Origin of the sequence: Modestobacter versicolor, from assembly GCF_014195485.1 — a bacterium.
Taxonomy (GTDB): domain Bacteria; phylum Actinomycetota; class Actinomycetes; order Mycobacteriales; family Geodermatophilaceae; genus Modestobacter; species Modestobacter versicolor.
The window spans coordinates 746,276-767,040 of sequence record NZ_JACIBU010000001.1; the positions used below are offsets into that span (position 1 = coordinate 746,276).

Consider the following 20,765-nt stretch of genomic DNA (forward strand, 5'->3'; position numbering starts at 1 on the left):
CGCGGCCGGGGCTCCCCGGTCAGCCGCGCTGCTGCGCGACGAGCTCCCGCAGGGCGTCGACGACCACCCGGTGGTCCTCGACCTGCGGGAGCCCGGACACCACGACGACCCCGATCGGCCCGACGTCCCGGACCAGCAGCGGGAACCCGCCGCCGTGGGCGACGTAGCGCTCCGGGTCCAGGCCGAACTGCTCCTCGAACGTCGTGCCGGCCTCCCGCGACCGCTGCCCGACGTAGAGCGAGCTGTGCCCGAACCGGTGCACCGTGGCCGCCTTGCGGGCGATCCAGGTGTCGTTGTCCGGGGTGGCGCCGGTGAGGGCCGCGTGGAACAGCTGGTGCCCGTGCCGGGACACCTCGATCGCCACCGGCAGCTGCTCGGCCCGGGCGCGGGCGACCAGCGCCGACCCGAGCGCCCAGGCGTCGTCGTTGGTGAAGCGGGTCAGCTGCAGCTCGTCCTCCTGGGCGGCGAGCTCGGCCAGGGCGGGGAAGTCGGTCACGGTCAGACCTCGGTGACGTCGAAGGTGCGGGTGGGGGAGGTGTACTCGTCCTGTGCGGCGACCAGCAGGATCTCCCGGGAGCCCGCCTCCGCCGTCATCCGGAGCAGCCCGAACACCGAGGCGGCCGCGCGGCCCAGCGCCTCGCCGGCCGAGCGGGTGTCCAGCCAGTGCGCCAGGAACAGCGCGGCGATCGCGTCCCCGGCGCCGTTGACCGACAGGTCCAGCCGCGGGGTGCGCACCCGGAAGTGCCGGCCGCCCTCGCTGGCCAGCAGGTCGACCGCGTCGTCCGGGGTGTCCTCGGCGACCAGGGAGGTGGTCAGCACGACCCGCGGGCCCATCGCCTGGACGGCGGCGACCGCCTCCGTGACCGACGCCAGCGAACCGGTCGCCCGCTGGGCCAGCAGCTCCAGCTCGAAGTGGTTGGGCGTCACGATGTCGGCAGCCGGGACGGCGACCTCGCGGAGGAACTCCGGGATGCCCGGGCGGACGAAGACCCCGCGGCCGACGTCGCCGATGACCGGGTCGCAGCACCACACCGCCGCCGGGTTGGCGGCGCGCACCTTGGCCACCGAGCCGAGCACGGCGTGCCCGATGTCGGCCGAGCCGAGGTAGCCGGAGAGGACGGCGTCGCAGCTGCCCAGCACGCCGCGGTCCTCGATGCCCTGCACGACCTCGTCGACGGCCTGGCCGTCGAAGACCCGGCCGGTCCACGCGCCGTAGCCGGTGTGGTTGGAGAACTGGACGGTGTGCACCGGCCAGACCTCGATCCCCAGGCGCTGCAGGGGGAAGACCGCCGAGGCGTTGCCGGCGTGGCCGTAGGCCACGTGCGACTGGATCGACAGGACGTTCACCATGCGCTGACCGTCGCACACCGCCCGGGCCGGGCCGTCAGGCGGTCGCCGGACCCGCCTGCGGCCGGCGGGCGACCTCCACGTGCGGGCGCGACTGCCACAGCGCCCACTCGGCGCTGACGTCGCCGGCGGTGCGCAGCAGCTGGGGCAGGTGCTCGCCCAGCAGCTGGTCGGTCGAGGTCTCCGCGGCGTGCACGGTCACGTTCATCGCGGCCCGGACCCGGCCCTCGCCGTCCCGCACCGGGACGGCGACCGACCGCACCCCCGGGGCCAGCTCCTCGTCGGCGAGCGCCCAGCCGCGGGCGCGCACCTCGGTGAGCTCGTCGGCGAGCTGGCCGGCGGTGCGGCCGATGTAGGGCGGCAGGCCCGCCCGACTCGGCTCGGCCAGCGTGCGGGCCAGCTCGTCGGGGGAGAGCGCGGCCAGCAGCACCTTGCCCTGGGAGGTCTGCGCGGCCGGGAAGCGGGTGCCGATCTCCACCCGCAGGGTGATCAGCTTCGGGACGGCGACCCGGGCGACGTAGACGATGTCCGACCCGTCGAGCTGGGCCATCGAGGAGGACTCGCCGGTGCGGGCGACCAGCTCCGCCAGGTGCGGCCGGGCGATGTCCCACAGGCCCAGCGCGCCGACGTACGCCATGCCGAGGGTCAGCACCCGGGGGGTGAGCTGGAACTGGCCGCCGGTGCTGCGGACGAAGCCCAGCTCCTCCAGCGTCAGCAGCAGCCGGCGCGCCGTCGGCCGGGCGAGCCCGACCCGGCCGGCCACCTCGCTGAGCGACATCGCCGGGCGCTCGGTGCTGAAGCAGGCGAGCACGTCCAGCCCGCGGGCCAGCGCCTCGACGAAGTCCGGTCCCTGACCGCGACCAGCCATCCCGGGCCCCCGGTCAGCCCGCGTCGCCGGAGTCGCCGGAGTCGCCGAAGACGCTGCCGCGGGCACCGTGGGTGCTGGCCGACTTGTACTCGGTGTACGTGTACGGGTTGTCCAGCACCTCGTCGCCGGGCAGGGCGGGGTTCATGCCCTGCACCCAGGTCTCCTCGCCCATCTCGCCGCGCAGGTGCTCGACCGTCGCGTCGACCGCCCGGCGGACCGCCGGCAGGTCGGCGCCGACCAGCCGGTGGGCGTGCTTCACGACCCGGCCGTCGACGAGCACGGTGTGCACGTCGCCGCGCTGGGCCTGGAAGGCGACGTGGCCGTAGGGGTTGAGCAGCGGGAAGGACACCGGCGAGGCGTCGTTCTTGATCAGCACGACGTCGGCGCGCTTGCCCGGCTCCAGGCTGCCCAGGTCGTCGCGGCCCAGCGCCCGGGCACCGCCGCGGGTGGCCCAGTCGACGACCTGCTCGGCGCGCAGGTGCACCTGGGTGACGGTCTCGCCCTTGGCGTGCGCCTCCAGGTGCTCCCGGGACCGGTCGGCGCCCAGCGTGGTGCGCATCGCGGAGAACAGGTCGCTGCTCCACCAGACGCTGGTGTCCATCGACAGCGACACCGGGATGCCGTGCCGGCGCACCTGCCAGGTGGGCGGGTAGCCCTGGCCGGCGCTCTGCTCGGACTCGGTGGAGACCGAGATCGAGCCGCCGGTGGCGGCGATCCGGTGGTAGGAGTCGGTGCTCAGGGTGGCCGCGTGCACGTACACCGTCTCGGGGGCCATGAAGCCGTGCTCGTGCATGAGCCGGATGCCCTCGTCGTTCGTCGCGCCCCAGACCCCGGCGTGGGTGGTGACCGGGAGGCCCAGCTCGCGGGCGACCTCGAAGGCCGCCTTCTCCGGGAAGGCCGGGTCGCCGGTGACGTCGAAGGCCAGCTGCAGGCCCAGCCGGCCCTCGTCCTGCCGGCGGCGCAGGAACGACTGCACCGCCGGGTCGGCGGTCCACTCCCACGGGCCGGCCTGGATGTTGCCGTAGGCGAGCACGAACCGGCCCGGGACGGCGAGCAGCGCGTCGGCGGCGGCCTCGGCGTGGTCGACGCTCTGCAGGCCGTGCGACCAGTCGACGGTGGTGGTGACCCCGGCCTCCAGGGCGTCCCAGGCGGAGAGCAGGTTGCCGGCGTGCACGTCCTCCGGGCGGAAGGCGCGGCCGTGCTCGAGGTAGTACCAGACGAAGTACTGGGTGAGCGTCCAGTCGGCGCCGTAGCCGCGCATCGCCGTCTGCCACATGTGCCGGTGGGTGTCGACCATCCCGGGCATGACGATGCCCCCGCGGGCGTCGATCTCGGCGGTGCCCTCGGGCACCTCCAGCGCGGTGCCGACGGCGGCGACCCGGCCGTCGACGACCAGCACGTCGGCCTCGGGCAGCAGGGTGTGCGCGTTGTCCATGGTCAGCACCGTGCCGCCGCGCAGCACCACGGGCTGGCCGGCTGCCGGGGCCACGACGTCGGCGTCGGGGTGGGACATGGACTCCTCCTGAGAGCAGCACCGGCACCGGCGGACGAGTGTCCGCACAACGGTCAACCCGGATCTGCGCCTCACCTTCCGGGTGACCCGGCCCACATGTCAAGAGGGCTCGCGCCGAGCCGGTCCTGCTGTTGACAAGCGACGTCGGACCGCCCAAGACTCCGGGCCACCAGCGGACGCCCGTCCGCACCAGGTCGACGAGGAGCGAGCGGACCGATGACCGGACCACGGGCAGTGCCCGGCGCCACCGCGGCCAGGGGCCCGCTGGCCGGTCTGCTGGTCGCGGACTTCTCCCGGGTGCTGGCCGGCCCGTACGCCACGATGCTGCTGGCCGACATGGGCGCCGAGGTGGTGAAGGTCGAGGGCCCGGCCGGCGACGACACCCGCAGCTGGCAGCCCCCGGTCCGGGACGGCGTCTCCACGTACTACCTGGGGGTCAACCGCAACAAGCGGTCGGTGGCGCTGGACCTCAAGGACCCCGACGACCGGGCGGTGGCGCAGGAGCTGGCCCGCCGGGCCGACGTCGTGGTGGAGAACTTCAAGACCGGCGGTCTGGCCCGGTTCGGCCTCGACTACGACTCGGTGGCCGCGGGCAATCCGCGCGTCGTCTACGCCTCGATCACCGGTTTCGGCAGCCAGCCCGAGGGCGCGCCGCTGCCCGGCTACGACCTGATCGTGCAGGCGATCTCCGGCCTGATGAGCCTCACCGGCGACCCGGACGGCGAGCCGTTCCGGGCGGGGATCTCGGTCTTCGACGTCATGGCCGGGCTGCACGCCACCATCGGCGTGCTGTCGGCGCTCAACCTGCGGCACGAGACCGGCCGGGGCCAGCACGTGGAGGTCAACCTGCTCTCCTCGGCGCTGTCCGGGCTGGTCAACCACGCCAGCGCCGTCGTCGCCGGCGGCGTCGTGCCGTTCCGGATGGGCAACAGCCACCCCAGCCTGTTCCCGTACGAGCCGCTGCCCTGCGCCGACGGCGACCTGATCATCACCGCGGGCAACAACGGCCAGTTCCGCAAGCTGGTCGAGGTGCTGGGCGTGCCGGAGCTCGCCGACGACCCACGGTTCGCCCGCAACGAGGACCGGACGGCGAACCGGGACGAGCTGCGGCCGCTGCTGGTCGACCGGCTGCGCACCCGGTCCAAGCAGGACTGGTTCACCGACATCATCGCCGCCGGCGTGCCGTGCGGGCCGATCAACACCGTCGACCAGGGCGTCGCCTTCGCCGAGCGGATCGGCCTGGACCCGGTGGTCACGGTGGGGGAGGGCGGCGCGGGCATCCCCTCGGTGCGCAACCCGATCACCTTCTCCGAGACCCCGGCCGACTACCGGTTGCCACCACCGGCGCTGGACGAGCACGGTGCGGAGATCCGCCGCTGGCTGGCCACCCCCGAGGAGCAGGCGTGACCGAGTACCCGACCGCACTGGGCGCCTCCAGCCGGGACGCCATCACGCTGCTCGGCCACGACCTGGCGCGCGACGTGATGGGCTCCGTCGGCTTCGGGGAGCTGGCCTTCTGGCTGGCCACCCAGCGCCGTCCCGCCCCGGGGGAGACCCGGGTCTTCGAGGCGGTGCTCGCGGCGCTCGCCGACCACGGGTTCACCCCCACCGCGATCGTCACCCGGCTCACCTACCTGTCCGCGCCCGACTCGGTGCAGGGCGCGCTGGCGGCCGGGCTGCTCGGCGGCGGCTCCCGCTTCCTCGGGGTCACCGAGGACTGCGGCCGCTTCCTGCACGACGTGCTCACCGGGGTCGAGGGTGACCTGCCCACCGACGACGCCGGCTGGGACGCGCTGGCCCTGGAGACCGTGACCGCCCAGCGGGCGGCGCGGCGCTTCGTCCCCGGCCTCGGGCACCACGTGCACAAGGACGGCGACCCGCGCACCCCGAGGCTGCTGGAGATCGCCACCGAGGAGGGGCTGTTCGGCCCGCACCTGTCGCTGTTCGCCGCCATCGGGCGGGTGCACCCCCAGGTGCTCGGGCGGACGCTGCCGCTCAACGGCGCCGGGGTGTGCGGCGCCGCGCTGGCCGACCTCGGGCTGCCGCTGGACCTGCTGCGCGGCTTCGCGCTGCTCGCCCGCACCGCCGGGCTCATCGGCCAGCTCGCCGAGGAGCTGCGCCACCCGGTGGCCAACGACGTCTTCCTCTCCGTCGACCTGGCCAACCGGTCGGTCGACCCCGACCCGTACGTGCCCGACCCGCTCCCGGGTCCGCACCCCGCGCACTGAGACCAACGGAGGTCGTCATGGCTGAACTGGCCGCGGTCATCGCGTCCACCCACCACCCCTTCTACTACCGCGCGAGCACCGCCACCGGGGCGGACCGGCCGCCGTTCGCCGACGAGTGGGTGGCGAAGATCGAGCGGTTCCGGGAGACCCTCACCGCCGCCGAGCCCGACGTGCTGGTGATGGTGGGCAGCGACCACTTCCACCAGCTCTGGCTGGACAACATGCCGCAGTTCCTGGTGGGCAAGGCGCCGTTCTTCGACGCCAACTGGCACAACGAGGAGCGCGAGTTCGGGCTGCCGCGGATGACGCTGCGCGGCGAGGAGGACCTCGCCGCGCACATCCTGCGCGACGGGCTGGACCGCGACTTCGACCTGGCGTTCAGCAACGAGCTGCGGATCGACCACAGCATCACCTGCCCGATCATCACGCTGCGGCCCGAGGCCGACCTGCCGATCGTGCCGGTCTACACCAACATCTTCGCCCCGCCGATGCCGCAGCCCAAGCGCTTCGTCCAGCTCGGCCGGGCGCTGCGGGAGATGGTGGAGTCGTGGGAGAGCGACAAGCGGGTGGCCATCATCGGCACCGGCCACCTGTCGCTCGAGCTCGGCGGCCCGCGCCAGTTCGGCGAGCACGGCCCGGACCCGGAGTTCGACCGCAAGGCGGTGGAGTGGATCGCCAGCGGTGACATCGAGGGCTGCCTGGCCGAGGTGACGCTGGAGAGCCTGCACCACCCGGGCAACGCCACCCACGGGTTCATGGACTTCATGCTGATGATGGGTGCGGCCGGGGAGGGCCAGAAGGCCGACCACGTCGACACCCTGGACCTGTTCCACACCATGGAGGCCTACTTCACGTGGTACCCGAACGGGGTGCCGTCCCGGGGCGCTGCGGAGGTGCGGTCGTGAGCAAGTACCTGCTGGACAAGTTCCTGTTCACCGTCGACCGCGACCCCGAGCTGACCGAGCGGTACCGCGAGGACCCGGCCGGCACGGTCGAGTGGTGGGAGCGGGAGATGGCGGGCACGCTGCTCAACGCCATCGCGGCCGAGAAGACCACCTGGCTCGCCTTCGACGACGAGGAGCGCCGGGCGCTGCGCGAGCACGACCACGTGGCGCTGTTCCAGATGGGGGCGCACCCGTTCCTGACCCTGACCCTGTTCATCGCCGTGTTCGAGCGCGACCACGGCCCGCTGGAGTACCAGAAGGCCTACGGGAAGGCGATGGAGCACGTCACCATGCCGTACCCGGACATCACCACCTGACCTGCCCGAGCCCGCCCGAGCCCCCGACGACGAGGACCTCATGAGCGACGCAGCCACCCCCTCTCCCACCCACGACACCGACGTCCTGGTGGTCGGCTCCGGGCCGGCCGGTGCGGCCGCGGCGCTGTTCCTCGCCACCTACGGCACCCGGGCCCTGCTGATCACCAAGTACGGCCGGCTCTCCGACACGCCCCGGGCGCACATCACCAACCAGCGCACGATGGAGGCGCTGCGCGACGTGGGCCTCGAGGAGCGGCTGATGCGCGAGGCGACGCCGTGGGAGTACATGGGCAACACGACGTTCTGCACCAGCCTCGCGGGGGAGGAGCTGGGCCGGATCCCGTCCTGGGGCACCGACACGGTGCGGCACGCCGACTACGAGCTGCAGAGCCCGTGCACGATGCTCGACGCCCCGCAGACCATCACCGAGCCGGTCATGGTGCAGGCCGCCCAGGAGCGCGGGGCCCGGGTCCGGTTCGACACCGAGTACCTCTCCCACTCCCAGGACGACGACGGCGTCACCACCACCGTCCGCGACCGGCTGACCGGCCGGGAGCACACCATCCGCTCCCGGTACCTGATCGGCGCCGACGGGGCGCGCAGCAAGGTCGCCGCCGACCTGGACCTGCCGTTCGAGGGCCCGGGCGCGGTGGGCGGCGCGATGAGCATCGTGTTCGAGGCCGACCTGTCCCACCTGGTCGCCCACCGCCCCTCCGTCCTCTACTGGATGCTCCAGCCGGGTGCGGAGAAGGAGGGCGTCGGCCTGGGCGTGCTGCGGATGATCAAGCCCTGGACCGAGTGGATGCTCATGTGGGGCTACGAGGTCGCCGCCGGGCCGCCGACCTTCACCGACGAGGTCGTCCGCGAGCTCGCGGTGGCCCTGGTCGGCACCGACGACTTCGAGATGCGGGTGAAGTCCGCCTCGCCGTGGACGGTCAACCACCACTTCGCCACCACGATCGCCCGCGGCCGGGTGTTCTGCGCCGGCGACGCGGTGCACCGGCACCCGCCGACGAACGGGCTGGGCTCCAACACCTCGATCCAGGACTCCTACAACCTGGCCTGGAAGCTGGCCCACGTCGTCGCCGGCACCGCGGACCCCTCGCTGCTGGACAGCTACGACGCCGAGCGGGCGCCGATCGCCCGGCAGGTCGTCGAGCGGGCCAACCAGAGCATCGCCGACACCGGCCGGATCCTGCAGGCGCTGGACCTCTCCGACACCACCGACGTCGGCAAGCTCGAGGCCCAGCTCGCGCTGCGCAAGGCGCCCGGGCCGGAGGGGGAGAAGGTGCGGGCCGCGCTGCGCGAGGCGATCGCCTACAAGGCCCACGAGTTCGACGCCCACGGGGTGGAGCACAACCAGCGGTACGCCTCCTCGGCGGTCGTGCCCGACGGCACCCCGATGCCCGAGTACCGCCGGGACCCCGAGCTGTACGCCCAGCCGACGACCTGGCCCGGCGCGAAGCTGCCGCACACCTGGGTCACCCGCGGCGGCCACCGGGTCTCCACCCTGGACCTGGTCGGCAAGGGGTCGTTCAGCGTGGTCACCGGCATCGGCGGCGAGCCCTGGCTGGAGGCCGCCGCCGAGCTCGCGGCCGAGCGGGGCCTGACCATCACCCCCGTCTCGATCGGCCCGGGCCGGCCGATCGAGGACCCGTACGGCACCTGGGCCGACCTGCGGGAGATCGGCGACGCCGGCGTGCTGCTGGTCCGCCCGGACCTCTACGTCGCCGGCCGGCACGCCGGTGCCCCGGCCTCGGCCGACGCCGCCCGGGCCTGGTTGTCCGACGTCCTCGGCGCGGTGCTCGGCCGCTGACCGGGAGGGACGACGTGGCGCTTCCCGAGGAGACGACGTCCGACCCCACCCCCCGGGAGCTGCTGGCCCGGGCCGCCGCGCTGCGGCCGCTGCTGCGCGCCCAGGCCGAGGACGCCGAACGGCGCGGGCACTACGGCGAGGAGGTGCACCGGGCGCTGGTCGACGCCGACCTCTACCGGGTGCTCACCCCGCGCCGGTACGGCGGCCTGGAGGTCGACCTGTCCACGTACGCGCGGCTGGTCATCGAGGTCTCCCGCGGCGACCCGTCGACCGGCTGGTGCTACGGCCTGGGGCACAACCACAACCTGACCACCGCCGCCCACTGGGGGCAGGCGGCGCAGGACGAGGTGTTCGCCGCGCCGGCCGGCTACTACCGGTCCTCGCACAGCATCGCCGGCGCGAGCACCGCCGTCCGGGTGGACGGCGGGTACCGGGTCAGCGGCCGGTCCCCGTACCAGTCCGGGGTGCCGTACTCGACCCACTCGACGGTGAACGCGGTCGTCGAGGGCGAGACCCGGGCGGACGGCGCGCCGCTGCTGATCGCGGCGATCATCCCGCACGAGGAGGTCACCGTGCTCGACGACTGGGGCGGTGACCGCACGCTGGGGCTGCGGGGGAGCGGGTCGAACACGGTGGTGGTGTCCGACGTCGTCGTCCCCGAGCACCGGGTGTGCCGGTTCGACTGGATCACCCACGACTACACCGGCCCCTCGATCGGCACCGAGCTGCACGGCAACCCGCTGTACCTCGGCCCGGTCGCCGGCTTCCTGCACATGTCCCTGGCCAGCCCGGTGGTGGGCGCGGCGCGGGCGGCGCTGGACGAGTACGAGCAGATCATCACCACCCGCAACTCGCCGTTCCCGCCGTTCGCCCCGCGCCGGGAGGACCCGCTGCACCAGCTGGACCTGGGCACCGCGATGACCATGACCGACGCCGCCGAGGCCGTGCTGGTCCGCTGCGGCGACCTGTACATGGAGCACGCCGAGGCGACCGTGCGCCACGGGGTGCCGTTCACGCTGGAGACCGACGCCCGGCTCTACGGGATGGCGCAGCGGGCGTCGGAGCTGGCCAGCGAGGCCGTCGGCCTGCTGTTCCGGTCCGCCGGCTCGTCGGCGGCGATGGCCGGGCACCCGATGCAGCGGTACTACCGGGACGTCGCGATGGTGCGGGGCCACCTGTCCTCGCAGTACGCCTGGACGGCGATGAAGCTCGCCCAGGTGCACCTCGGGCTGCGGGTGGGCCCGTACTGAGCCGGCCGGGGCTCAGGAGCGGGGCTGCACCTCGCCCATCGGGCCCCAGCCGGCCAGGTCGGGGGAGTCGACGTACATGATCGACGGGGTGGCCGAGACCCAGTCCGGCATCTCCCCGATCGCCTTCTGGAAGTGGTCGGACGCGGTGTGCACGGCGCCGGCCCCGGCGTCCCGGAAGCCCTCGACGAGCACCCAGGTGTGCGGCTCCTCCACGCTGCGCGACCACTCGAAGAAGACGTTGCCGGGCTCGGCCCGGACGGCCTCGGTGAACTCGCGGACCAGCTCCGGCCACCGGTCGTCGAACTCGGGACGGACCGGCCACTTCACGACGATGAGGATCACCCGGCCAGCCTAGGTCGGGCCCGCGGGGCCGGCAGCAACGGAACTCCGTCGTCTCGTGGGCGTTGACCGGGGCTCCGGTCGTGGGGTTCACTCTCTCGGGGGAGTTCCGATAACTATCGGAAGTTCTCCAGGTCACGCAGCAACGCTGCTACGCGCACCGACCCGAGGGGACACGGGACACATGGGACGACGACGTCTGGGAGCCGGAGCAGCGATGCTCGGCATGGTGGCCACCGCGGGGGTGACGGTCGCGCCATCGGCCGCCGCCGCACCCGCCACCGTGCACACGGCGGACTTCGAGCAGGGCACCGGCGGCTGGTACGGCCGCGGTGGGGCGCAGGTCGCGCCGAGCACCACGACCGCGCGCAGCGGTGCGCAGAGCCTGGCCGTCACCGGCCGCACCCAGGCCTGGGAGGGCCCGGGCCTGGACGCGCGCACGCTGCTGCCGGCCGGCACGTACGACGTGGAGGCATGGGTGCGGCTGGCCGACACCGCGCCGGAGCTGGAGACCGACGTGGTCACGCTCAGCGCCGCGCGCACGCCCACCGGGGGCACGACGGCCTACGACACCGTCGCCTGGCAGGTCGCGGTCTCCGACAGCACCTGGACCAGGGTCGGCGGCACCTACCAGGTCGGCACCAGCAACAGCGCGCTCGAGCTGTACCTGGAGAGCCCGGACGCCACCCAGGCGTTCTTCGTCGACGACGTGACGATCACCGGGGAGGCCGCCGGCCCGGCGGAGCCCGGCACCCGGACCGACCTGGCCGCGGACTTCGAGAGCGGCCTGGCCGGCTGGGGTCCGCGCGGGGCCGCGCAGGTCGCGCTGACCACCGACGACGCGCACGCCGGCGCCACCAGCCTGCGGGCGACCAACCGGCTGGAGGCCTGGCAGGGCCCGACGGTCGACGTCACCCAGGGCCTGGCCGTCGGCGAGACCGTGCAGGTGTCGGTCTGGGCCAAGCTCGCGCCGGGCTCCGCGCCCGCCTCGCTCAAGGCCTCGATCCAGCGGGACCGCGGGACGAGCACGAACTACGACAACGTCGCCGGCGCCAGCGCGGTCGTCACCGCCGACGCCTGGACCGAGCTGCGGGGCACCTACACCCTCGGCGCGGCCATCGACCGGGCCCAGCTCTACGTCGAGGGCGACGCCGGTGTCAGCTTCCTCATCGACGACTTCTCCCTCGCCGGGTTCACCGAGACCCCGGTGCAGGACGTGCCCGGCCTCAAGGACGTGCTGGGCGAGGACGGCTTCGAGCACGTGGGCGTCGCGATCGACCAGCGGGAGACCGTCGGCCGCCCGGCGCAGCTCGTGCAGCGGCACTTCAACGCCTTCACCCCGGAGAACGACGGGAAGCCCGCCGAGGTGCAGCCGGTCGAGGGGCAGTTCACCTTCGGCGACCTCGACGCGCTGCTGGACTTCGCCGACGCCACCGGCACGCAGGTCTACGGCCACGTGCTGGTCTGGCACTCGCAGACGCCGGACTGGTTCTTCCTGGACGGTCAGCGGCCGCTGACCAGCAGCCCGGCCGACCAGGCCCTGCTGCGCGCCCGGATGGAGGCGCACATCAAGGCCATCGCCGACCACGTGAACGCCCGGTACCCCGACGGCGACAGCCCGATCTGGGCGTGGGACGTCGTCAACGAGGTCATCGCCGACGGTGACAACGCCAACCCGCACGACATGCGCGACAGCCGCTGGTTCCAGGTGCTCGGCGAGACCTTCGTGGACACCGCCTTCCGGCTGGCCGACCGCTACTTCCCGCAGCAGGCGCTGTTCATCAACGACTACAACACCGAGATGCCGACCAAGCGGGCCGACTACCTGGAGCTCGTCTCCAGCCTGATCGCCCGTGGCGTGCCGATCGACGGGGTGGGCCACCAGGCGCACGTCGACTTCGCCCGGCCCGTGCAGTGGCTCGACGACTCGCTGACCGCGGTGGAGAAGCTCTCCGCCCGGACCGGCCGGCCGCTGCTGCAGGCGATCACCGAGCTGGACGTCAGCGACTCCAAGGAGAACAACGGCGCCGACGTCAGCAACGGCACGGTGCCGCAGCACTCCCCGGCGATGGCCGACCAGGACCAGGCCGAGACCGAGCTCGGGTACTACTACCGGGACCTGTTCGACGTGCTGCGCAAGCACTCGGGGTCGATCGAGTCGGTGACCTTCTGGGGCATCAGCAACGGCCGCAGCTGGCTGCGCACCTGGCCGGCGGCCCGGCCGTGGGAGTCGCCGCTGCCCTTCGACGACGACCTGCAGGTCATGCCCGCCTACTGGGGCATCGTCGACCCGGCACAGCTCGCAGCGCGCCCGGCCGACGTCCTGCCGCCGCGCATCGCCGGGCACGACGCCGTGCCCGCCACCGCGAACCGCACCGGCACGGCGCGGGTGACCTACACCGCTCCCGAGGCCGGGGACACCCGGGACCGCTCGGTGAAGGTCGACTGCACTCCCAGGTCGGGCTCGCAGTTCACCGTGGGCACCACCCAGGTGACCTGCACCGCGCGGGACAAGGCCGGCAACGTGGCCACCCCGGCGACCTTCGACGTGGTGGTCACCGCTGCCCCGGCGCAGCCGCCGGCCGCGGAGCACCCGGTCGTCACCGCGGTCAAGCGGCTGATCAGCGGCATCCTGGACGCCGTCCTCCGGCTGGTGGGCCGGCGCTGACCGGCTGACCGACCCGGTGCCCCCGTCCGCCTCCCGGTGGGCGGGGGCACCGTGCCGTCCGGGTCAGCCGGCGCGGTGCCCGCGGGCGGCGGCGACCTGCGGACCGGCGGCGACCAGCCAGTCGTCCAGCGCGCCGGGGGAGTCCCAGGCCTTGTCCAGCAGGTAGAGCCCCCGGGTCGGGGTGGTCGCGCCGAGCTCGACCAGCACCGGCTTGAGCAGCAGGTCCGGCGCCAGGGCGTGCCCCGGGCCGGCGCCCAGCATGAGCGGGACCGCGACCACGCCGGCCAGGTCGCCGGTGCCCACCTGGTCCAGGAAGAGCTTGAGCAGGCCGGTGTAGGTGGCCTTGTAGGTGGGGCTGGCGACGACGGCGACCTCCGCCTCGCGCAGCGCGGTGACCGCCTCGGCGACCGCCGGGTCGCCCCACCCGAGCAGGCCCGCGCCCAGGTCGATGACGTCGACGACGAGGTCCGGCGGGGCGCCGGTCAGCCGCTCGACCACGAGCTCGGCGGCGGAGCGGGTGCGGGAGCGGGGCTTGGGGTTGCCGACCACGGCGATCGTGCTCACGACGCAAATCTCACCATGTCGATCGTATTTGACGGGATGCGGGTCGGTCTGCCACTCTCGGCTCAGGTCACGAGTGCCAGCGCGAAGCCCCGGCTCGCTGGCCGGCAACCCTCCTCCGCGAGCGGGTGCCCCGGGTGACGACCTGGCGGTCGCAGTTCCGCGACCGCAAAGCGCGGACCCGTGCCCCGGGTCCCCGGCCCGTCAGGAGCACCACCGTGTCCAGCGCCGTCCTCTGCGCCCCCGCCGCCGTCCAGCCCGCCGCCGTCGCGCCGATCGTGCCGGGGGCCACCCCGCTGCTCCCCGTGGTCGGCGCCGACACCCGGGTGCCGCTCGTGCCCGGCGGCACCGCCCGCTACGTCGACCTGGACACCGCCGCCAGCAGCCGGGCGCTGGAGCAGGTCGCCGCCCGGGTCACCGAGGCGTTGCCGCTGTACTCCAGCGTGCACCGGGGTGCGGGGTACCTGTCCCAGGTCTCCACCGCGCTCTACGAGGACGCCCGGGCCACCGTGGCCGGCTTCGTCGGCGCGCGCGGCGACGACGTCTGCGTGCTGGTGCGGCACACCACCGACGCGCTCAACCTGCTCGCCGGCTGCGTGCCCGACGGCGGCGCCGTGCTGGTGCTCGACTGCGAGCACCACGCCGACCTGCTGCCCTGGCAGCAGCGCGGCCCGGTCACCGTGCTGCCGACCGGGGCCACCGTGGTCGAGACGCTGCGCGCGCTGGGCACCGAGCTGGCTGCCGCGCCGTACGCGCTGATCGCCGTCACCGGCGCCTCCAACGTCACCGGCGAGTCGCTGCCGCTGGACGAGGTGGTGCAGCTGGCCCACGCGGCCGGCGCCCGGGTGCTGGTCGACGGCGCGCAGCTGGTGCCGCACCGGCGGTTCTCCCTCGCCGGCTCCGGCGCCGACTACGTGGCGTTCTCCGGGCACAAGACCTACGCGCCGTTCGGCTCCGGGGCCCTGGTCGGCCGGCGCGACTGGCTGGACGCCGCCCCCGCGTACCTCGCCGGCGGCGGGGCGGTGCAGGAGGTGACCGTCGAGCGGACCAGCTGGGTGGCCGCGCCGCACCGGCACGAGGGCGGCTCGCCCAACGTGCTGGGCGCGGTGGCGCTGGCCGCGGCGTGCGACGCGCTGGCCGCGCTGCCCGCCGGGGCGCTGGCCGAGCACGAGCGGGCGCTGCGCGAGCGGCTGGTGGCCGGGCTGGCCGCGCTGCCGGGCGTGCGGGTGCTGCGCATCTGGGCCGACTCCGCCGAGCCGACCGGCGTCGTCTCCTTCACCGTGGCCGGCGCCGACCCCGGCCTGGTCGCCGCGTACCTCTCCGCCGAGCACGGCATCGGGGTGCGCGACGGCCGGTTCTGCGCCCACCCGCTGCTGGCCCGCCTCGGCGTGCCGGCGGGGGCGCTGCGGGCCAGCGTCGGCGTGGGCAGCAGCCTGGACGACGTCGAGGCGCTGCTCGGCGCGCTGGACGCCTTCCTGTCCGCCGGGCCGCAGGTGCCCTACGCGCAGGTCGCCGGCCGCTGGCAGCCCGCCGACGACCCGCGGGCCACCGATCTCTCCTCGGCCGCGCGGGGCGCCGGCTGCGGGCCGTCGGTGCGGTGACCGGCCGCTCAGCGCGGCAGCAGCACCGTGCGCAGCTCGTGGGCGCCGTCGGCGCGGGTCGCCTCGTAGAACCAGCGGGCACCGCCGCCGGGCAGCGCCACGACGTCGGCGTACCGCAGGCCGGCCGGCGGGTGCGGGCTCTGCAGCAGCGGTCCGCCGGCGGCGGCGGTGAACGCGCCGTCGCCGTCCTGCACGGCCAGGCCGGTGCGCTCCTCCCAGTTCTCCGCCGCGGTGGCCCGGCCGTCGTAGAGCGCCCAGCTGCGGTCGCCGTCCAGCACCACGGTCGCGACGCGGACCCCGCGGGCGTCCCAGCTGCCCGGGGTGCCGGCCAGCGCGGTGCCCTGCCAGGTCCACTCGACGCCGTCGGGGCTGGTGGCGTGCTCGGTGGTCATCCGGTCGGTGGCGTCGGGGTCGTCGAGCGGGTGCACCGAGGCCCACAGGTGCCACCGGGTGCCGTCGTGCCGCAGCACCGGGTCCTTGACCGCGGCCGCGTCGCTGCCGGGCAGCACGGTGCGCGGGGTCGCGGTCGCCAGCCCGGCGACCGTGCCGGCCTCGAGCAGGTCGACCCGCCAGTGCTTGGTGCCCGGCGTCGCGCAGCTGACGTAGAGCCGCCAGCGGCCCTCCGGCGTGTGCACCAGCGCCGGGCGCTCCAGCGACTCCGCGCCGAACGCGTCCTTGCCGATCGCCACGACCGGCTCGAAGCGGACCCCGTCGTCGGAGCGGGCGACCACGTTGGCGAAACCGCGGCCCTCGCCGACCGGCCGGCGCAGCCGGTAGGCCAGCCACCACGTGCCGTCGACCAGCTGCGCCGAGGGACCACCGGCCCAGGAGCCCGGGCGCGGGTCCTCGGGGGCGAGGACGACGTCCGCCTGCGACCAGAAGGGGCCGGGCTCGGGGGGCTGGGGTCTGCTGGGCACGGCGCCAGTCTGCACACCCCGCCGCCGTCGCCCGCACCCCTCCCGGAGGCCCGCCCGTGACCACCGACCGCCTGCCCCAGTTCGTGATCGCCGGCGCGCCCAAGGCCGGCACCACGGCGCTGCACGCCGCGCTGGCCACCCACCCCGGGCTGTTCCTGTCGCCGGTGAAGGAGCCGAAGTACTACCTCACCGACGGCCGGCCACCCCCGCGCAGCGGCCAGCGCGGGCCCGGCGACGCGCACAGCGCGCGGGAGTGGGTGTGGCGGCGGGAGGAGTACCTGCGGCTGTTCGCCGGGGCCCCGGCCGGCACGGTGCGCGGCGAGAGCACGCCGTTCTACCTCTACGACCGCGCGGCGCAGCAGCGGCTGGTCGCCGACGTCCCCGACGTGAAGGTGGTCGTGGTGGTGCGCGACCCGGTCGACCGGGCGCACTCCAACTGGGCGCACCTGCGGGCCGACGGTCTGGAGCCGGAGGCCGACTTCCTGGCCGCCGTCCGGGACGAGGAACGGCGGGTCGCCGCCGGCTGGGCGCCGTTCTGGCACTACCGGGGCCTGGGCACCTACGGGATCCAGCTGCGCGACCTGCACCGGCTGGTGCCCCGCGAGCGGGTGTTCCTGCTGCGCTACCGGCAGCTGGTCGACACCCCGGCGGAGACCCTCGACCGGGTCAGCCGGTTCCTCGGCGTCGAGCCGGGGCTGGCGCACACCGTGGCGCCGGAGAACGTCAAGCCGCACGTCCCCGACTCCCCGCGGTACCGGCTGCTGGCCCGGGTGACCCGGGCCGGTGCCGCGCTCGGCGCGTACGCACCGCCGCAGGTGTGGCGGCAGGCCAGCCGGCCGCTGCTCGCCGCCCTGCACGCCGGCCGCGCCCCGCGCCCGCCGCTGCCGGTGGAGGTGCGCCGGGAGGTGCTGGCCCCGCTGCTGCCCGACATCGAGCTGCTCGAGGAGCTCACCGGCGAGGGCTTCGCCGACTGGAAGGGCGACACCGGGCGCGGGGACTTCCGCTCCGCAGCGCCGCCCGCTCCTGAGACCCCGCACCACCTACCGAGGAGAGGTCGCCCGTGACCACCACCGACGAGCTGCTCGAGGGGAACGCCCGCGACGCCGAGTCGTTCTCCGGCCTGATCCGCTCCCTGGCGATCAGCCAGCGGCTGCTCGGCACGCGGGAGGTGGTGCTCGTGCACCACACCGACTGCGGCATGCTGACCTTCAGCGACGAGGACTTCCGGTCCGGCATCGAGGCCGAGGTCGGCAGCCGGCCCGAGTGGCACTCGGAGGCGTTCGCCGACCTGGCGGACGACGTCCGGGCGTCGCGGCAGCGCATCCTGGACAGCCCGTACATCCCGGTGAAGGACAGCGTGCGCGGATTCGTGTTCGACGTCGCCACCGGCCTGCTCACCGAGGTGGACTGACCCATGAGCCTGACCGACACCGACACGTTCGCCGCCGACTGGGCGGACTGGCACGCGCAGCACGAGGCGGCCCGCGCCGACCGGCACGGCTTCCTGGCGATCACCGGCCTGCACTGGCTGACCGGCGAGCCGCAGCGGCTCGACGGCGCGCCCGGGGAGTGGTGGACCGGCGCGGACGGGCCCGTCGTCCGGCTGGCCGACGGCGAGGAGCTGGTCGTCGACGGGCAGCCGGTGCACGGCGAGCACGCCTTCGGCGTCATCCCCGAGCGCGGTGGGGTGACCGTCGGGTACGGGGACGCCGTCATCGAGGTGGCCCGGCGGGGCGGCTCGGACGTCGTCCGGCCGCGGCACCCGTCGAACCCGGTGCTGGTCGGCTACCCGGGGACGCCGGCGTACCCGGCGGACCCGCGGTGGGCGCTGACCGGGCGGTACGTGCCGTTCGACGAGCCGCGGCCGACGACGGTCGGCGCCGTGGTCGAGGGGCTGCAGCACGTCTACGACGCCCCCGGCCGGATCGAGTTCACCCTCGACGGGCAGCAGCTGGCGCTCACCGCGTTCAACGGCTCGACGCCGGGCAGCCTGTTCGTGCTGTTCACCGACGAGACGTCCGGGGTGACCACGTACGCGGCGAACCGCTCGGTGCAGGTCGCGCCGCCGGCGGCCGACGGCACGGTGACCTTGGACCTGAACCGGGCCACCAACCTGCCGTGCGCCTACACCGCGTTCGCCACCTGCCCGCTGCCGCCGGCGGAGAACCACCTGCCGGTCGCGGTCGAGGCCGGGGAGAAGAAGCCGGTCGGCTGAGCGGTCAGGTCCTGACGGGCGGTGCGCCGCACCGCCGGTCAGGTCCTCCTCAGGTCGGCACGGTGGACCAGCGCCTCGCGCCCGTGGTACTCGGCACGCTTCCAGAAGCTCAGCCCGGCCTTCTCGGCCACGCGGACTGACGCGGTGTTGCCCGGGTCGATGATGGCGATGACGTGGTCCACGCCTCCTCGCAGCCGGACGAACTCCGTGACGGCCCGGGCAGCCTCGGTGGCCAGGCCCTTCCCCTGGTGCCGCGGCAGGACGTGGTAGCCGAGCTCGAGCGACTCACCGTCGATCGGCTGCCACGTCAGACCGCAGTCCCCGACGAAGTCGCCGTCCTCGGTCTCGATGACCCAGAGCCCGAAGCCGTCCCTGGCGTAGTTGCGCACGTTCCAGTCGATCCAGTTCCGGCACTCGCTCCGGGACATCGGGTGGTCGTAGTGCTCCATCACGACGGGGTCGCCGAGCAGCGACTCCATGAGGTCCAGGTCGCCGTCGGACATCCTGCGGAAGCGGAGGCGGGGGCTGTCGGGTACGTCCACGGCGGGAGGCTAGGGGAGCTGACCGCGCCGCTGCGCACGAACGTTTCGCAGGCCTAGAAGGGTGGCGGGTCGCCGGGCGGTCCGGTCGGCGGTCGAGGGGTGCGACCGGGCGGTGGCGCGTCATCGGCCGGGTGCCCGTCGGGCCAGGTGGTGAGCACCTGACCGGTGGGGGTGGTGAACCGGAGGCCGCCGGCCGGCAGGGCGTGCAGCTGCCAGCCGGGCGCCTGGTGGACGAGCCGGTGGTGGTGGCGGCACAGGCAGCAGAGGTTCTCCGCGGCGGTGTCGCCCGCGGGCCAGCGGGTGACGTGGTGCTGGTCGCAGCGCCGACCGGGGCGCCGGCAGCCGGGGAACCGGCACCGGCGGTCACGGAGCTGGACGAAGCGGCGCAGCGGGTCGGTGGGCCGGTAGGCGTCGGTCGGTGGCGGCGGCCCGAGGGCTCGGCCGGCGCGGAGACCGCCGCCGTCGGTGAGGGCGAGGAGCTGGCCGGTCAGCTCGTCGACGAGGCCGATCTGCGGCCGTGCGGCGAGCGCGGTGTCGCAGAGGCTGCGGGTGTCCAACAGGTGAGCGAGGTCCGTGCAGTCGGTGGCGGCGCTGTCAGCGGTGGCGGCGCTGCCGTCGGCCGGGTCGTCGGCCGGGTCGTCGGCGGGGAGCAGGCCGAGGGCACGAACGGTCTCGGCCGGGACCACGTCGCCGCCGACCTCGCCGGGTTCGTCACCGCCCAGCAGGGTGCGCACGGTGGCGAGCACGGTGAGCTGCGCCTGCACCGGGGCCAGCCCGTGCTCACCGGGCCGGAGCACGAGGTCGACGAGGCAGTCGGCCATCCGCTGCTGCCGGGTGCGCGGGTCGTCGGGCGCCGAAGCGGCGTCGGCGTACTGGCGCAGTGCGTCCTCCATGGCGCGCAGGACGGGCAGCGGCAGGTCGGTGACCGCCAGCGTGCCGAGGCCGTCGCCGGTGGGGTGCACGGCGACCGCCCGTGCGCGGAGGGCCGCCTGCACCCGCCGGGTGATGGCCTGGCCGTCGAGTCGTTGCACGACCCGGTGCGCGGCGGCGCGCAGCTGCGTCGGGGTCTTGTGCCCGAGCCGGGCCAGCAGTCGGCCCTCCGCCTCGGCGCGCAGGTCGTCGTCGAGCGGGGCGAGGACCTGGCACATCGCGGTGGCGTGCTCCCAGGTGAGCTCGCCCTGCTCCAGGGCCGCCAGGGTGGCGGGCAGCCGGTGGACCAGCTGCAGCGACTGCACCATCCAGGACTGTGCGGTCGCCGAGGTCACCGAGAGGGCGGCGGCGACCTCGTCCACGGCCCACTCGCTGACGCTGAGCAGCACCTCCGGCCGACCCGCGCGGGTGGCCGCCGCGGCGGCACCGATCTCGGTGTCGGGCCGGTCGTTGCCGGCAGGCCGAGCGCGGCAGAAGTCGGCGATCCACCGCGCTCGCCAGGCCTGGGAGGAGCTGATCGCCTGCTGTTCCTCCCGGAGCAGGTCGAGCAGGATGCCGCCCTGCTCCAGGAATGCCCGCAGCGGCGCGAAGGCCGCGTCGGACCATCCCGCGCGGGGTGGCGCCTCAGCGACAATGGAGTCGAACACACGTTCGATGATACCGAGGCGCCAGCCCGCTGACCAGCAGAGACGACGTCTGTGGACAACGG

The 20,765-nt window shown here is 74.5% G+C and carries 20 protein-coding genes and 1 riboswitch; of the genes, 11 read left to right on the forward strand and 9 right to left on the reverse strand.

All coding sequences use genetic code 11. The annotated features are described in order from the left end of the window. Positions 1-19: 19 nt before the first annotated feature. From FHX36_RS03605 to FHX36_RS03620, 4 genes are read right to left on the reverse strand one after another with little or no spacing between them, the layout of a single operon-like run. Positions 20-496, reverse strand: a complete 477-nt coding sequence (locus FHX36_RS03605; RefSeq protein WP_110554064.1) for a heme-degrading domain-containing protein — start codon at positions 494-496, stop codon at positions 20-22. 2 nt (positions 497-498) lie between these two features. Further along, a complete protein-coding gene (pdxY, locus tag FHX36_RS03610) occupies positions 499-1,350 on the reverse strand; it encodes a pyridoxal kinase PdxY (protein ID WP_181428935.1) in 852 nt (283 codons plus the stop codon). Positions 1,351-1,384: 34 nt separating this feature from the next. Further along, positions 1,385-2,215 (reverse strand): IclR family transcriptional regulator domain-containing protein, encoded by an 831-nt coding sequence (locus tag FHX36_RS03615; RefSeq protein ID WP_183513499.1) that lies wholly within the window; start codon positions 2,213-2,215, stop codon positions 1,385-1,387. A 13-nt stretch (positions 2,216-2,228) separates the two neighbouring features. Further along, positions 2,229-3,728, reverse strand: a complete 1,500-nt coding sequence (locus FHX36_RS03620) for an amidohydrolase family protein (protein WP_110552248.1) — start codon at positions 3,726-3,728, stop codon at positions 2,229-2,231. Between the two features lie 216 nt (positions 3,729-3,944). Between FHX36_RS03620 and FHX36_RS03625 the strand changes: the two genes are divergently transcribed. From FHX36_RS03625 to FHX36_RS03650, 6 genes are read left to right on the forward strand one after another with little or no spacing between them, the layout of a single operon-like run. Next, positions 3,945-5,135, forward strand: coding sequence for a CaiB/BaiF CoA transferase family protein (locus FHX36_RS03625; RefSeq protein WP_110552249.1), 1,191 nt, complete (start codon positions 3,945-3,947; stop codon positions 5,133-5,135). Continuing rightward, a complete protein-coding gene (locus FHX36_RS03630) occupies positions 5,132-5,956 on the forward strand; it encodes a citryl-CoA lyase (protein WP_110552250.1) in 825 nt (274 codons plus the stop codon). Before FHX36_RS03625 ends, FHX36_RS03630 begins: the two co-directional genes overlap by 4 nt. Positions 5,957-5,973: 17 nt before the next feature. Further along, positions 5,974-6,861, forward strand: coding sequence for a DODA-type extradiol aromatic ring-opening family dioxygenase (locus FHX36_RS03635; RefSeq protein WP_110552251.1), 888 nt, complete (start codon positions 5,974-5,976; stop codon positions 6,859-6,861). Then, positions 6,858-7,217, forward strand: coding sequence for a hypothetical protein (locus FHX36_RS03640; RefSeq protein ID WP_110552252.1), 360 nt, complete (start codon positions 6,858-6,860; stop codon positions 7,215-7,217). The genes FHX36_RS03635 and FHX36_RS03640 overlap by 4 nt, the downstream gene beginning before the upstream one ends. Positions 7,218-7,257: 40 nt before the next feature. Beyond that, positions 7,258-9,033 (forward strand): FAD-dependent oxidoreductase, encoded by a 1,776-nt coding sequence (locus FHX36_RS03645; RefSeq protein WP_110552253.1) that lies wholly within the window; start codon positions 7,258-7,260, stop codon positions 9,031-9,033. A gap of 14 nt (positions 9,034-9,047) precedes the next feature. Continuing rightward, on the forward strand, positions 9,048-10,283 hold the full coding sequence (locus FHX36_RS03650) for an acyl-CoA dehydrogenase family protein (protein ID WP_181428763.1): 1,236 nt from the start codon (positions 9,048-9,050) through the stop codon (positions 10,281-10,283). A gap of 12 nt (positions 10,284-10,295) precedes the next feature. On the opposite strand, the gene FHX36_RS03655 is transcribed toward FHX36_RS03650, so the two are convergent. Next, the gene (locus FHX36_RS03655; protein WP_110552255.1) at positions 10,296-10,625 is read right to left on the reverse strand and encodes a putative quinol monooxygenase; all 330 of its coding nucleotides are present in this window, start codon (positions 10,623-10,625) and stop codon (positions 10,296-10,298) included. A gap of 214 nt (positions 10,626-10,839) precedes the next feature. Here FHX36_RS03655 and FHX36_RS03660 point away from each other — a divergent pair, with 214 nt between their 5' ends. Next, on the forward strand, positions 10,840-13,290 hold the full coding sequence (locus tag FHX36_RS03660) for an endo-1,4-beta-xylanase (RefSeq protein ID WP_181428764.1): 2,451 nt from the start codon (positions 10,840-10,842) through the stop codon (positions 13,288-13,290). A gap of 63 nt (positions 13,291-13,353) precedes the next feature. Here the strand turns inward: FHX36_RS03660 and FHX36_RS03665 are convergent, their stop codons facing one another. Beyond that, positions 13,354-13,854 (reverse strand): NADPH-dependent FMN reductase, encoded by a 501-nt coding sequence (locus FHX36_RS03665; RefSeq protein WP_110552257.1) that lies wholly within the window; start codon positions 13,852-13,854, stop codon positions 13,354-13,356. Between the two features lie 65 nt (positions 13,855-13,919). Continuing rightward, positions 13,920-14,033, forward strand: a riboswitch (SAM riboswitch). 36 nt (positions 14,034-14,069) lie between these two features. Here FHX36_RS03665 and FHX36_RS03670 point away from each other — a divergent pair. Further along, positions 14,070-15,452 (forward strand): aminotransferase class V-fold PLP-dependent enzyme, encoded by a 1,383-nt coding sequence (locus FHX36_RS03670; protein ID WP_183513500.1) that lies wholly within the window; start codon positions 14,070-14,072, stop codon positions 15,450-15,452. 8 nt (positions 15,453-15,460) lie between these two features. Here FHX36_RS03670 and FHX36_RS03675 read toward each other — a convergent pair whose 3' ends face one another. Further along, entirely contained in the window at positions 15,461-16,369 is a 909-nt protein-coding gene (locus FHX36_RS03675) for a glycoside hydrolase family protein (protein WP_246405405.1), read from the reverse strand. A gap of 56 nt (positions 16,370-16,425) precedes the next feature. Between FHX36_RS03675 and FHX36_RS03680 the strand changes: the two genes are divergently transcribed. The 3 genes from FHX36_RS03680 to FHX36_RS03690 are packed head-to-tail and all read left to right on the forward strand — an operon-like array spanning position 16,426 to position 18,584. After that, positions 16,426-17,433, forward strand: a complete 1,008-nt coding sequence (locus tag FHX36_RS03680; protein WP_110553699.1) for a sulfotransferase — start codon at positions 16,426-16,428, stop codon at positions 17,431-17,433. After that, positions 17,430-17,780, forward strand: coding sequence for a beta-class carbonic anhydrase (locus FHX36_RS03685; RefSeq protein WP_110553700.1), 351 nt, complete (start codon positions 17,430-17,432; stop codon positions 17,778-17,780). Before FHX36_RS03680 ends, FHX36_RS03685 begins: the two co-directional genes overlap by 4 nt. Before the next feature lie 3 nt (positions 17,781-17,783). Continuing rightward, on the forward strand, positions 17,784-18,584 hold the full coding sequence (locus FHX36_RS03690) for a DUF1684 domain-containing protein (protein ID WP_110553702.1): 801 nt from the start codon (positions 17,784-17,786) through the stop codon (positions 18,582-18,584). A gap of 38 nt (positions 18,585-18,622) precedes the next feature. Here the strand turns inward: FHX36_RS03690 and FHX36_RS03695 are convergent, their stop codons facing one another. Further along, entirely contained in the window at positions 18,623-19,126 is a 504-nt protein-coding gene (locus tag FHX36_RS03695) for a GNAT family N-acetyltransferase (RefSeq protein ID WP_110553704.1), read from the reverse strand. A 53-nt stretch (positions 19,127-19,179) separates the two neighbouring features. After that, positions 19,180-20,703 carry an HNH endonuclease signature motif containing protein gene (locus tag FHX36_RS03700; protein WP_181428895.1) on the reverse strand — a complete coding sequence of 508 codons (1,524 nt, stop codon included), beginning with the start codon at positions 20,701-20,703 and terminating at the stop codon, positions 19,180-19,182. Positions 20,704-20,765: the final 62 nt, after the last annotated feature.